The sequence below is a fragment of the Corynebacterium sp. zg-331 genome, assembly GCF_014267345.1.
Classification (GTDB): Bacteria; Actinomycetota; Actinomycetes; order Mycobacteriales; family Mycobacteriaceae; genus Corynebacterium.
On sequence record NZ_JACMYD010000003.1, the window covers coordinates 102,334 to 115,074 of the forward strand.

Below are 12,741 nucleotides of genomic sequence, written 5' to 3' on the forward strand. Positions count from 1 at the left end.
AAGGGGTCGCCACAATAGGAAGCAAAGAAAAATGTTCCCTCTACCCCCAAAAAAAGGGGTAGAGGGAACATCGCATACCCGCACGCGCTACCTGCGGCGGCGCAGCAGCCAGGCGGCGGTGGCCCCCAGGGCCGCGCCCGCCCCCAGCGTCCGGGGCGAGAAGCTCTCCTCGCGCACCTCGTTGCGCACCCGAATCACCGCCGGCTCCGGGGCCGGAACGGGGGTCTGCGCCAGGGATTCCGCGGTGGTAGCCGCCCAGGCGGAGACGTAGAGCACCACGCGCCAGATCAGGTACATCAGCACCATGAGGCCGATGATGGGGCCGAAGGTGGCACCGGCGGGGTTGCTCAGCGCGTTGGAGGCAAAGAGCGATCCCAGCTGTTTGATGAGCTCGAAGGCCACCGCTCCGATGGCGGCGGCCCTCAAGCCCGAGCGCCGCGGCACGTGCGTGCGCGGCAGGAAGATGATCATCCAGGCCATGACCAGGAAGTTCGCCAGCAGGCCCAGGAGGATAGCCACGCCCATGACCACGTACTGCATGCCGGGGGCGTCGTCGAGGCCGACGCGATCGAGCAGCCTGGCTGTGATCCCGGAGGAGCCCACGGCGGTCACGCCGAAGGCCACAGCGAAGGAAAGCAGAAGCCCCAGCAGGCCCACCAGGTCGAGGGCCTTCTTCACGGCGAAGTTCCCGTCCGTGGGGTCAAGCCGCCACATCTTGGACACGCCGTAGCGCAGGTTGTTCATCCACCCCAGCCCGGACCACAGGGCGGTCACCGCGCCGACTCCGGCCACTGCGCCGCGCTGCGCGATGGCGGTGTCCAGGATGTCATTGACCATGTCGCCCATCTGGCCGTCGAGGTTCCCGGCGATCTGGTCTTGCAGGCGGGTCAACTGATCGGGGTTGGCCGCCAGCACCGCGGCGGCAATCGCCACGCTGAGCATGAGGATGGGAAACATCGCCAGCACGGAGAAATACGTGATGCCCGCGGAGTATTGATTGCCGCCCATCATGGCATACCGCTCCTGCATGAGCATGATGTGATCGAACCAGCCCCACCGGGCGCGCAGCTTATCGATCATTCCCGGCTCGTCGGTACGGATGCGTTCGATGCCGTATTCATCGGTATCGCGCTTGTCGGCGCTGGTAACGGTGGCCACGGTGCGGGCTCCTCTCGTAGGCGGTTGGGGCGTTGGGTGAGCACGTGCGCGACCCACGGAGCCACTGTAAACCATGCCGCAGCGCCGGGGCGCATGTGTCAGGGGCGCGGCGGCAGGAAGCCGATCTTGTCGTAGACCTCCGCGAGCAGGGGGGCGGCCTCCTCGGAGGCGCGCTGCGCGCCCCGAGCCAGGATATTTTCCAGCTCGGCGCGGTCGCTCATGAACTCCTCGTAGCGCGCGCGCAGCGGGGCGGTAAACGCCTCCAGCGCCTCGGCGGTGTCCACCTTGAGCGCGCCGTAGCCCTTGCCCTCGTAGCCGGCCACCAGCTCCGCGATGGGGGTGCCGGTGAGCGCGGACTGGATGCCCAGGAGGTTGGAGATGCCGGGCTTGTTCTCCCGGTCGTAGGCGATCACGCCGTCGTTATCCGTCACGGCGGAGCGGATGCGTTTGGCGGAGGTCTTGGGGTCGTCCAGGAGGTTCACCAGCCCCTTGGGGTTGGCGCCGGACTTGGACATCTTGGCGGTGGGGTCCTGGAGGTCGTAGATCTTGGCGGAGCCCTCGGGGATGAAGCCCTCCGGCACTACGAAGGTGGGGCCGTAGCGGTGGTTGAAGCGCTCCGCGAGGTTGCGGGTTAGTTCTAGGTGTTGGCGCTGGTCCTCCCCCACCGGCACCAGGTGCGGGCGGTAGAGGAGAATGTCGGCGGCCATGAGCATGGGGTAGGCGAAGAGGCCCGCCGAGGTGCGTTCGGCCCCGCGCTTGGCGGACTTGTCCTTGAACTGGGTCATGCGCGAGGCCTCACCGAAGCCGGTGAGGCAGGTGAGCACCCAGGTCAGCTCCGCGTGCGCGGGTACCTGGGACTGCACGAAGAGCGTGGACTTGTCCGGGTCGATGCCCAGGGCCAGCAGCTGCGCGGCCCCGGCCAGGGTGCGGGCGCGCAGCTGCATCGGGTCCTGCTCCACGGTGATGGCGTGGAGGTCCGGGATGAAGTAGAAGGCGTCGTAGCCGTCCTGGAGGTCGATCCACTGCTTCAGCGCCCCCAGGTAATTACCCAGGTGGTAGGAGTCGGCGGTGGGCTGGATGCCGGATAGGACGCGCTGGGGGGTGTCGCTGTGCTCGTGGCTCATGCCTTATCAGTCTAGAGGCTGATCCGGAGGCCGGAGCGCACGGGTTCATTGCCTCCTCACGGCTCTGATCAGACCATCCCACCGCGTACTATTGCAGACCCCACCCACGTGATGCGCTAACAGCCGCCACTTCTCGGTAGTTTCCACGCCTGTCATTACACAAAGACATCCGCTTGTTCGTCCCCCATTCCCAGAGCGCCGACGATAGAATGCAAAAGCGGCCGACCTCCCCTTGCCGTCTCGGGGAGGCCGGCCGCGCCGGTGCCCAGCGTTATCGTTCTTAGAGCTTCTTCGAGGTGGGGCTGATCTTATCGGCGATCATGGCCCACGCCGTGGTGATAAGGGAGCCCCCCACACCGATCACCAGGGCCGCCAGGATCGCGACGACGCTGTGCCCGGCGGCGGCCGCCCAGAAGAAGCCGCCGATCAACCCGGCCAGCCCGAGAACGAATAACACTATCGCAACCATATACAGATCCAATCAAACGGGAAGAACCTTATCGAGGAAAAGTATAAGACACGTCCACAGTCACTCTCTACCGGGGGTGGCGCGCCTACTCCGCCTCGGCGGCCAGGTCTGCACCTGATCTCGGGCGTGCTTGCGGCGCTTTTTATTGTCCATCTCCACGGTGAGCGACCACTGCATATCCTCGTTTTTCGGCTTGCGGTGATGTCGGCCGGCCTGCCTGTTGAGCAGCGCGTACCGGGCGGCGTCGTACCCGGAGCGTCGTCGCGCGCTACGCCACCCCCGGCGCAGCAGGTGATAGGACAGCCGCACGCGCGGGTCAATGGGCTGATCGCGGCCCAGGTACTCGAACACGGGCAGCCCCTTGTCGTAGTAGATAGCCAGGCACCGCGAGCCGAACCCCACCACGAGTGCCGCGATAACCACCGCGTGCTCGGGCACGCTCAAGGCCAGCAGGCCCATGTAGGTGATGGTCACCAGCACCGAGATCGAGGCATACAGCTCCTTGGCAAAGACCAGGGGCATGCGGTCGGACATGAGATCGCGCAACACACCCCCGGCCACGCCCGTGACCACGGAGGCCACCGTGGCGATGACGAAGCCGTGGCCCAATTCCAGGGCGATCCTGGTACCCAACACGGAGAAGGTGGCCAACCCCACCGCATCGAGCACGAGAAAGAGCACCCGAAAATAATGCATGAGAAAAGACAGGGAGATGGTCACCAGCGCCGCGACGATCACGATGATGAGGTAGACGGGATGGGCCACCCAGGTCAGGGGATAGTTATTGAGCAGCACGTCGCGTACCGCTCCCCCGCCCAGCGCCGTCATGCAGGCCACCATCACCACCCCAAAGATGTCCATTTTTTGACGGCCCGCGGACAGGGCGGCGGTGACGGACTCCGCGGTGATGCCTACCACGTATAAGACGGAGAGCAGCATTATGCGTACACGACGTTGAGCGGCGAATGATCAGACCAGCGAAGCTCCACCGCCTCCGCCTTGTCCACCCAGGTGCGCTGGGCACGCTGCATCATGGCGGCCGTGGCCGCCTGATAGTCGATGCGCCACCCGGCGTCGTTATTAAAGGCCTGGCCTCGGTACGTCCACCAGGTGTACGGCCCCGGCCCCTCCGGGTTGAGGCGGCGATGGACGTCAAACCACTGCGGATCGCTCGCCGCCGCGCGGGCCGGGCCGCCCGAGTAGTCCACCGCGCCCATGTACTCCCCGATCCCGGCCTCCACCTGGGTGGAATCATCCGGGAAGGTGCCAAACACGGAGTCCATGAAGGCCCGCTCGTCCGGGAGGAAGCCGGACTTTTTCATGTTGCCCTTCCAGTTCTTCAGATCCTCGCGGCGGTGGCAGACGTTCCAATCCCCGCCGATGACCATGTTCGGGTATTCCCGCGCGCGCTGGGCCAGGATCTCCTCGAATTCATCGAAGAAGCAGTACTTCTCGTCCTGCTTCTCCGTGCCCTCGGAGCCGGAGGGAAGGTAGAGGGAGGCCACGCGCACCGGGCCGAACTCCGCCTCCACCGTGGCCTCAATCCACCGGCCGGAATCCGCGAAGGAACCGAACCCCACGGAGACCTCGTGCAGCGGGGTACGGCTGAGGATGCCCACCCCCGCGCGCCCCTTGGCCACCGCCGGGGCACCCACGTAGTGCCAGCCGGCCTCCATCACCGGGGCCAGGGCCGCCTCGGTCTGCTCGATACTCGCGCGCACCTCCTGCATCAGCACCACATCCGGCCGGCTGCCCTCCAGCCAGGCGTTCATGCCGAGGTTGTCCTCGCTGCGTTTCTTGGTGGCGGCGCGCACGCCATTGACATTCACGGAGGTAACGGTCAGCGTCATGCGCACCACAATAGACACCGAACGGATGATGGCCAATACATCCGGCCGCCACGCGGCACCCTCGGTGAGGGTGGTCTACCTCAGCCCAGGAAAGGAGCCAAGGCCGTGGCCCTCCGGCAGAAACAACGCCAACCCTACGCGGTGGCCCGGGCCCGGGTTCTTCACACCCGACGCCTCTCCCCGCACTTCACCCGCATCGCCCCGGCCGGGTCGGGGATGGCGAAGATCGGCGCCCCTCTCCCCCTCCCCAACCTCGCGGGGTCGCGCAACTGGTACCGGGACTAGCTGGCCCCGCCGGAACGGGAACGCGGGGACATGCGCACCTATTCCATCCGGGCGCTGCGCCCCACCACCGACACAAGCAGCACCGAATTGGTGATGGACTTCGTCGTGCACTCCGATGAGGGCCCGCGCCGTGACGCCGAGGCCGCCCCCTGGCGTCGCGTTCCGCCCGGGTAAAGCGCGATCGCGCTTTACGGGGACGAGACCGCCGCCCCGGCCATCGCCCGGATCCTCAAGGATCTTCACTGCCACGGCCCCGACGCCCGATCCCCGCTCGGTAGGCGAGAGCGCATAGTTATTGCAAGAGGTGCCCGAGGACACGGGGGACGGTGAGCGCTTCCGGATCGCCGGGGAGGTCGGCGTGGTGCGGGGCCTGCGGCGATACCTCGTGGGCAAGGCGGGGGTGGCGCGCTCGCAGGTGGCCTTCGTGGGCTACTGGCGGCGCGGGGCGTCCCCGCACTGACGCCGCGCACAGGTCGAGCGCACCCGACGCCCTGGTTAGGGGTACCCTGGATAGCCGTTGAGATGACGCATCCAAGAACGAGGAGAACCATGGCTAAGATCATTTGGACCCGCACCGACGAGGCGCCGTTGCTGGCAACCTACTCCCTCAAGCCCATCGTGGAGGCCTTCGCCTCCACCGCCGGGATCGAGGTAGAAACGCGGGACATCTCCCTGGCCGGGCGCATCCTCGCGCAGTTCCCGGAGCGCCTCGACCCCGAGCAGCGCATCGACGACGCCCTGGCCGAGCTGGGCGAGCTTGCCACGACGCCCGAGGCCAACATCATTAAGCTGCCCAATATTTCCGCCTCCCTACCGCAGCTCAAGCGCGCCATCGCGGAGCTCCAGGCCGCGGGCTTTGACGTACCAGATTATCCCGAGGATCCCTCCTCCGAGCAGGAGCGCGAGGTGCGCGCCCGGTACGACGCCGTGAAGGGCTCCGCCGTCAATCCCGTGCTGCGCGAGGGCAACTCCGATCGCCGCGCGCCCAAGGCCGTCAAGAACTTCGCCCGCAAGCGTCCGCATTCGATGGGCGCGTGGAGCAAGGACTCCAAGACCGCCGTGGCCACCATGAGCGCTCACGACTTCCGCCATAACGAGAAGTCCGTCATCATGCCCGCCGAGGACACCCTCTCCATCGTGCACGTGGGCAGCGACGGCCACGAGATCACCCTGAAGAAGGCCCTGCCGGTGCTTTCCGGGGAGGTCATCGACGGCACGGTGCTTTCCGCCAAGGCCCTCGACGAGTTCCTCGCCGCCCAGGTGACCCGCGCCAAGGAGGAAGGGATGCTGTTCTCCGCGCACCTCAAGGCCACCATGATGAAGGTCTCCGACCCCATCATCTTCGGCCACGTGGTGCGCGCCTACTTCAAGGACGTCTTTGACCAGTACGGCGAGGCCCTGGAGGAGGCCGGGCTCAACGGCGAGAACGGCCTGGCCGCCATCTTCACCGGCCTGGAGTCCCTGGAGGGCGGCGCGGAGATCCGCGCGGCCTTTGACAAGGCCCTGGCCGAGGGCCCCGACCTGGCGATGGTGAACTCCCACAAGGGCATCACCAACCTGCACGTGCCCTCCGACGTCATCATCGACGCCTCCATGCCCGCCATGATCCGCACCTCCGGGCACATGTGGAACAAGGACGACCAGGAGCAGGACACCCTGGCCGTGATCCCCGACTCCTCCTACGCCGGGGTGTACCAGGCCGTGATCGAGGACTGCAAGGCCCACGGCGCCTTCGACCCCACCACGATGGGCACCGTGCCCAACGTGGGCCTCATGGCCCAGAAGGCCGAGGAGTACGGCTCCCACAACAAGACCTTCAAGATCCCCGCCGACGGCCGGGTGGAGGTGCGCAACGCCGCCGGTGAGGTGCTGATCTCTCACGAGGTGGAGGCCGAGGACATCTGGCGCGCCTGCCAGACCAAGGACGCCCCCATCCGCGACTGGGTGAAGCTGGCCGTCACCCGCGCCCGCCTCTCCGAGACGCCCGCTGTCTTCTGGCTCGACCCGGAGCGCGCCCACGACCGCAACCTCACCGACCTGGTGCAGAAGTACCTCAAGGAGCACGACACCGAGGGCCTGGACATCCGCATCCTCTCCCCCGTGGAGGCCACCAAGCTCAGCGTGGAGCGCCTGCGCCGGGGAGAGGACACCATCTCGGTGACCGGCAACGTGCTGCGCGACTACAACACCGACCTCTTCCCCATCCTGGAGCTGGGCACCTCCGCCAAGATGCTCTCCATCGTCCCGCTCATGGCCGGCGGCGGGCTCTTTGAGACCGGCGCGGGCGGCTCCGCGCCCAAGCACGTCCAGCAGGTGCAGGAGGAGAACCACCTGCGCTGGGACTCCCTGGGCGAATACCTGGCGCTGGCCGAGTCCCTGCGCCACGTGGCCCAGGGCGAGGACGAGAACAACCGCGCCGCCGTGCTGGCCGCCGCGCTGGACTCCGCCACCGAGACCCTACTCGACGAGGGCAAGTCCCCCTCCCGCAAGGTGGGCGAGATCGACGACCGCGGCTCCCACTTCTGGCTCTCCCTCTACTGGGCGCAGGCCCTGGCCGAGCAGACCGAGGACGCCGCCCTGGCCGAGGTCTTTGGCCCGGTGGCGAAGGCCCTGGCCGAGAAGGCCGAGGAGATCGACGCCGAGCTGATCGCCGCCCAGGGCCAGCCCGCCGACCTCGGCGGCTACTATTGGCCCGACGAGGCCAAGACCACCGCCATCATGCGCCCCTCGGCGGCGTTCAACGAGATCATTGATGGGATTAAGGGGTAGATAGTTTCCCTCTCCCGGCAGGGGAGGGACCCCAAGCGGATACCCTCCCTTTACACATCATTCGTAGTGGCTCCACATGCGCAGCACCAGCACGGTTTTCTCCTCCTCAAGGATCTTATAAACCAGCCGGTGCTGAATGTTGATCCTGCGGGAGAAGTATCCGGTGAGATTACCCACCAGCTTCTCACAAGGCGGAGGAGTGGCCAGCGGATCACGCTCTAAAAGGCGAAGCAGAGCCTGCGCTTTAGATTTTAACCCCGCAGCGGAAAGGTTTCGCGCGTCCTTTTGCGCACGCTTTGAATACACAATCCGCCATTCCGGGCCTACCATTCCAGCTCCGTGGAACCCCCCTGAACGCCTTCAGCCTCAGCCTCACGCAGGGATTCCACCATGCCAGGAATGGATGTCAGGTACAAGGTCTCTTGAATAGCCCGCCAGTCCTCTTCGCCCACCAGTACCGCGTTGTGGCGCTGTCCCGTGATGAGAAGTGGATCTGAATGCTCGTTTACCTTATCAATCAAGCGATACAAGTTAGCGCGGGCAGCGGTGGATGTGGTACTTGCCATACCACCGAAGCGTACGGGATAACGTGCGTATCGACAATGTACATACCCCCGGGCACCCCCTAGCAACACCTTACCCCCGGGTTGGCCCCCTGCTCCGCCCAGGTGGCCCGCCAGAACTCCCGCTCGGTGGGCACCGAGGCCTCGGGGTGGTGGGCGCGCAGGTGCTCCACGTAGTGCCGGTAGGCGTTCTCCCCCAGTATTTCCGCCACGTACCAGTACGCTTTCTTCAGCAGGCCCCTCACGCGCGCAGCAGCTCCTTTTCGATCTCCTTCTCCGCCCTGGTGGCCACGAGCCCGGCGGGGGCGAACAGATTGGAGGGTGCAAAGGGCTCCTCGCTGGTCTGCGGCTGCCCACCGGCGGCCCGCACCCGGATCGCCCGCGCGCAGGCGGCCACGGCGGCGGCGACCACCACGAGCACCAGCACCACGAACACGATGGAGAGCACGCCCTGCACGGCGGTGTTGCGCACCACGGCCGCCATCGCCTCGCGGGAGGAGGCGCTGTCGAAGGCCTCCAGGCCCTGATCCAGGGCGTCGCGGAAGCGGCGGTGCTGCGCCCAGTAGCCGATGGTGGGGTCGGCGGAGAAGATCTTGTGCCAGGAGGCCGTCATGGTCACCACCAGGTCCCAGGCCAGGGGCAGGCCGGGAATCCAGACCCACCGATACAGGCCCTTCTTCACCACCACCACGAGCACCAGGGAGAGCGCGATGGCGGCGAGCAGCTGGTTGGCGATGCCAAAGAGCGGGAAGAGGACGTTGATGCCGCCGAGGGGGTCGCTGACCCCCATGAGCAGGATGGCACCCCACAGCCCACACACCAGGAAGGTGGCGATCCAGCTGCCGGGGGTCCAGGAGGGATCTCGGAAGCGGCGCAGGCCGGGCACGGCGGCCAGGGTGTCGGTCATCATGAATCGGGCCACGCGGGTGCCCGCGTCCACGGTGGTGAGGATGAACAGCGCCTCGAACATGATGGCAAAGTGGTACCAGAATGCCTGGAGGGAGGCGTTGCCAAAGACCTCGGTGAGGATCTCGGACATGCCGTAGGCCAGGGTGGGCGCTCCGCCGGTGCGCGAGATGATGGTCTCCTCCCCCACGGCCGCGGCGGCGTCGGTAAGCCGCTGGGTGGTGAGGTCTGACCCGGGCAGGCCGAGGGAGTTCACCCAGGTGGCGGCGGTGTCGGCCGCGCCGCCGGTGAGGGTGGCGGGGGCGTTCATGACGAAGTACATGTGGCGGTCGATCACCACGGCGGCAATGAGCGCCATGATCGCCACGAAGGATTCCATGAGCATGCCGCCGTAGCCAATCATGCGCATCTGGGATTCCTTTTCCACCAGCTTGGGCGTGGTGCCAGACGAGATCAGGGCGTGGAACCCGGAGAGCGCGCCGCAGGCGATAGTGATGAAGAGGAAGGGGAACAGCGAGCCGGAGAACACCGGGCCCCCGCCCTCGCGGGCGAAGTCGGTGATCGCGGGCATCTGCACCTCGGGGCGCACGATGAGGATGCCCACGGCCAGCAGGGCGATCACCCCGATCTTCATGAAGGTAGAGAGGTAGTCGCGCGGGGCGAGCAGCAGCCACACCGGCAGCAGGGCGGCCACCACGCCGTAAGCAATGAGGCACCAGGCCAGCACCACGGGGGAGAGCATGAACCATTGCGCGCCCCAGGGGGTTTGGGCCACCCAGCCGCCGGCGACGATGGCGGCCACGAGGAGCACCACGCCGAGGGCGGAGACCTCCACGATCCGTCCGGGCCGCAGGTAGCGCATGTAGAGACCCATGAATAGCGCGATCGGGATGGTCATGGCGATGGAGAACACGCCCCAGGGGCTGTGCGCCAACGCATTGACCACGATCAGGGCCAGCACCGCGATGATGATAATCATGATGGCGGTTACCGCGACGATGCCCGCCGCCCCGCCCACGCGGCCTATCTCGTCGCGCACCATCTGCCCCAGGGAGCGGCCCCGGCGGCGCGTGGACACCCATAGCACGAGGTAGTCCTGCACCGCCCCGGCGAAGATCACGCCGAGGACGATCCACAGGGTGGACGGCAGGTAGCCCATCTGGGCGGCCATGACCGGCCCCACCAGCGGCCCGGCCCCCGCGATGGCGGCGAAGTGGTGGCCGAAGAGTACGCGGCGATCGGTGGGCACGAAGTCCTTGCCGTCGGCGTGCCGCTCGGCGGGGGTGGCGCGATCATCGCGGGGGCGCACCACCTTGGTGGCGATCAGCCGGGAATAAAAGGTATAGGCGATAATATAGGAGCCCACGGCCGCGGCCACCAGCCACACCGAGCTAATGGTCTCCCCTCGGTGCAGGGCGATCATCGCCCAGCCCGCGGCGGCGATCACGGCGATGAGCAGCATGACCACCCTCGATGCCGCCGAGGGTCGCTGTCCCATCACGCCCACGGGAGCGCCCGTGGCCTCATTGCGCAGAACCTCCACCGCGCCTCCTTTGCCTTGACCACGCCCCGCTGTGAGGGGACTAACTTTCACCTCGAATTGCACTTGAAGATACAGGGCGGGGCCTGGTGAATATAAATCTTCCACATAGACAGAGCGGTTCATTAGGGTGGTGTGCCAACGTCCCCACCCGCACGGAAAGGCAGATCATGACCACCAAGTACGACAATTCGCAGGCCGCCCAGTGGAACTTTGAGACCCGCTCCATTCACGCCGGGCAGTCCGTGGATTCCGACACCTCCTCGCGCAATCAACCCATCCACCTCACCAGCTCCTACGTGTTCAACTCCGCCGAGCACGCCAAGCAGCGCTTTGCCCTGGAAGACGCCGGCCCCATCTACTCGCGCCTGACCAACCCCACCACGGAGGCCCTGGAAAACCGCCTGGCCTCCCTGGAGGGCGGCACCCACGCCGTGGCCTTCGCCTCCGGGCAGGCGGCGGAGACCGCCGCGATCCTCAACCTGGCCTCCGCCGGGGATCACATCGTCACCTCCCCGCGCCTCTACGGCGGCACGGAGACCCTCTTCCAATCCACCCTGGCCCGCCTGGGCATCGAGGTCACCTTCGTGGACGACCCGGACGATCCCGCCTCCTGGGCAGCCGCCGCGCGCCCGAACACCAAGGCCTTCTACGGGGAGACCTTTGCCAACCCCCAGGCGGACATCCTGGACATTCCCGCTGTCGCGGAGGTGGCGCACGCCCACCGGGTGCCGCTGATCGTGGATAACACCATCGCCACGGCCGCCGTGGTGCGCCCCCTGGAGCTCGGCGCGGACGTGGTGGTGGCCTCGCTGACCAAGTTTTACACCGGCAACGGCTCCGGCATCGGCGGCATCCTGATCGATGGCGGCTCCTTCGACTGGACGGTCGAACGCGACGGCCAGCCGGTATTCCCCCACTTTGTCATTCCCGATCCCGCCTACCACGGCCTGCGCTACGCCGACCTGGGCGACGTCGCCTACGGACTCAAGGCCCGGGCGGGCCTGCTGCGCGATACCGGCGCCACCCTTTCCCCCTTCAACGCCTGGGTAACGCTGCAGGGCCTGGACACCCTGAGCCTGCGCGTGGAGCGGCACAACACCAACGCCCGCGCGGTGGCCGAGTATCTCGCCACGCAGGAGGCCGTGACCAGGGTGAACTACGCCGGCCTGCCAGATTCCCCCTGGTACCAGGTCAAGGAGAAGCTGGGCCTGGCCCACACCGGCTCGGTGCTTTCCTTCGACATTGCCGGCGGGCAAGACGAGGCGTGGCGCTTCATCGACGCCCTGCGCCTACACTCCAACCTCGCCAACATCGGGGACGTGCGCTCCCTGGTGGCCCACCCGGCCACCACCACGCACTCGCAGTCCGACGAGCACGGGTTGGCCCGCGCCGGCATCTCTCCGGCCACGATTCGCCTCTCGGTGGGCATCGAGCACATCGAGGACATCCTGGCGGACCTCGACCTCGGCTTCCGGGCGCTCTGACACCCCCGTGGTGCCACAGGGGTACTCATGCGTCACGCGCGGGTGCGACGACGATCTTGCTAGTATATTGACCCAGGTCACATTTACACCGATAGCAAAGGCATCCGTATCGCATGTTCGCACCCCGCACCCTCGCCCGTTTCATGCACCTGTGGCCGCCGTTTCTGGGCGCCGGGGTCAAGGTCAAGGAGGCCGCGGCGGACGGCTCGCGCTTTCTTATCACCTACAAGCCCAATAGGTTCACCCGCAACGCGGTGGGCACGGCCTTCGGCGGCACCATGTTGTCGATGATCGACCCCTTCTTCATGCTGGTCTCCCTGTATGGGCTGGGGTCGGATTATTACATCTGGGACGTGGGCACGGAGGCGCAGTTCCTCAAGCCGGGGCGCAGCCGGATTAGCGCGGACATCTCCATCGACGACGCCACCCTGGATCTGATCCGGCGCAAGACCGCCGACGGTTCCAAGTACCTGCACTGGTTCGAGGTGGATCTCATCGACGAGGAGGGCGACGTGGTGGCCCGCATCCGGCGCCAGGTGTATTACCGAAAGAAAAACCACTAGCCCACCGCGCTTTCCGCTACGATAACG

At 66.6% G+C, this 12,741-nt stretch carries 15 protein-coding genes; 6 read left to right on the forward strand and 9 right to left on the reverse strand.

What is annotated here, in order from left to right; translation table 11 throughout:
- Positions 1-87: 87 nt before the first annotated feature.
- The 5 genes from H7347_RS05035 to H7347_RS05055 form a co-directional block, all read right to left on the reverse strand.
- Entirely contained in the window at positions 88-1,158 is a 1,071-nt protein-coding gene (locus H7347_RS05035) for a YhjD/YihY/BrkB family envelope integrity protein (RefSeq protein ID WP_186337268.1), read from the reverse strand.
- A gap of 98 nt (positions 1,159-1,256) precedes the next feature.
- Positions 1,257-2,282, reverse strand: a complete 1,026-nt coding sequence (gene trpS, locus H7347_RS05040) for a tryptophan--tRNA ligase (protein WP_152821909.1) — start codon at positions 2,280-2,282, stop codon at positions 1,257-1,259.
- Between the two features lie 280 nt (positions 2,283-2,562).
- Positions 2,563-2,739: a hypothetical protein gene (locus tag H7347_RS05045; RefSeq protein WP_370513920.1), complete on the reverse strand. Its 177-nt coding sequence runs from the start codon at positions 2,737-2,739 to the stop codon at positions 2,563-2,565.
- Positions 2,740-2,811: 72 nt separating this feature from the next.
- Complete coding sequence (locus tag H7347_RS05050; RefSeq protein WP_152821912.1) at positions 2,812-3,690, reverse strand: trimeric intracellular cation channel family protein; 879 nt, start codon at positions 3,688-3,690, stop codon at positions 2,812-2,814.
- Positions 3,690-4,601: an exodeoxyribonuclease III gene (locus H7347_RS05055; RefSeq protein WP_152822167.1), complete on the reverse strand. Its 912-nt coding sequence runs from the start codon at positions 4,599-4,601 to the stop codon at positions 3,690-3,692. Before H7347_RS05055 ends, H7347_RS05050 begins: the two co-directional genes overlap by 1 nt.
- Before the next feature lie 105 nt (positions 4,602-4,706).
- Here H7347_RS05055 and H7347_RS10715 point away from each other — a divergent pair, with 105 nt between their 5' ends.
- The 4 genes from H7347_RS10715 (at position 4,707) to H7347_RS05075 (ending at position 7,655) form a co-directional block, all read left to right on the forward strand.
- On the forward strand, positions 4,707-4,886 hold the full coding sequence (locus H7347_RS10715; protein WP_152821914.1) for a hypothetical protein: 180 nt from the start codon (positions 4,707-4,709) through the stop codon (positions 4,884-4,886).
- A 30-nt stretch (positions 4,887-4,916) separates the two neighbouring features.
- Positions 4,917-5,060, forward strand: a complete 144-nt coding sequence (locus tag H7347_RS10720) for a siderophore-interacting protein (protein WP_152821916.1) — start codon at positions 4,917-4,919, stop codon at positions 5,058-5,060.
- A 130-nt stretch (positions 5,061-5,190) separates the two neighbouring features.
- The gene (locus tag H7347_RS10725; protein ID WP_370513921.1) at positions 5,191-5,346 is read left to right on the forward strand and encodes an SIP domain-containing protein; all 156 of its coding nucleotides are present in this window, start codon (positions 5,191-5,193) and stop codon (positions 5,344-5,346) included.
- A gap of 89 nt (positions 5,347-5,435) precedes the next feature.
- Complete coding sequence (locus tag H7347_RS05075; RefSeq protein WP_152821920.1) at positions 5,436-7,655, forward strand: NADP-dependent isocitrate dehydrogenase; 2,220 nt, start codon at positions 5,436-5,438, stop codon at positions 7,653-7,655.
- 57 nt (positions 7,656-7,712) lie between these two features.
- Here H7347_RS05075 and H7347_RS05080 read toward each other — a convergent pair whose 3' ends face one another.
- Genes H7347_RS05080 through H7347_RS05095 form a run of 4 tightly spaced genes read right to left on the reverse strand, consistent with a single transcriptional unit; the run spans position 7,713 to position 10,622 of the window.
- Complete coding sequence (locus H7347_RS05080; protein ID WP_152821922.1) at positions 7,713-7,985, reverse strand: Txe/YoeB family addiction module toxin; 273 nt, start codon at positions 7,983-7,985, stop codon at positions 7,713-7,715.
- Positions 7,979-8,221, reverse strand: coding sequence for a type II toxin-antitoxin system Phd/YefM family antitoxin (locus tag H7347_RS05085; protein ID WP_152821924.1), 243 nt, complete (start codon positions 8,219-8,221; stop codon positions 7,979-7,981). Before H7347_RS05085 ends, H7347_RS05080 begins: the two co-directional genes overlap by 7 nt.
- A 59-nt stretch (positions 8,222-8,280) precedes the next feature.
- Positions 8,281-8,463 (reverse strand): YbdD/YjiX family protein, encoded by a 183-nt coding sequence (locus H7347_RS05090; RefSeq protein ID WP_186337269.1) that lies wholly within the window; start codon positions 8,461-8,463, stop codon positions 8,281-8,283.
- Complete coding sequence (locus H7347_RS05095) at positions 8,460-10,622, reverse strand: carbon starvation CstA family protein (RefSeq protein ID WP_227659025.1); 2,163 nt, start codon at positions 10,620-10,622, stop codon at positions 8,460-8,462. The genes H7347_RS05090 and H7347_RS05095 overlap by 4 nt, the downstream gene beginning before the upstream one ends.
- Before the next feature lie 212 nt (positions 10,623-10,834).
- On the opposite strand from H7347_RS05095, the gene H7347_RS05100 reads away from it, so the two are divergent.
- Together H7347_RS05100 and H7347_RS05105 are read left to right on the forward strand one after the other, a co-directional pair.
- Positions 10,835-12,151, forward strand: a complete 1,317-nt coding sequence (locus H7347_RS05100; protein WP_152821925.1) for an O-acetylhomoserine/O-acetylserine sulfhydrylase — start codon at positions 10,835-10,837, stop codon at positions 12,149-12,151.
- A gap of 113 nt (positions 12,152-12,264) precedes the next feature.
- The gene (locus tag H7347_RS05105) at positions 12,265-12,714 is read left to right on the forward strand and encodes a DUF4442 domain-containing protein (RefSeq protein WP_152821927.1); all 450 of its coding nucleotides are present in this window, start codon (positions 12,265-12,267) and stop codon (positions 12,712-12,714) included.
- The last annotated feature ends 27 nt before the right edge of the window (positions 12,715-12,741 follow it).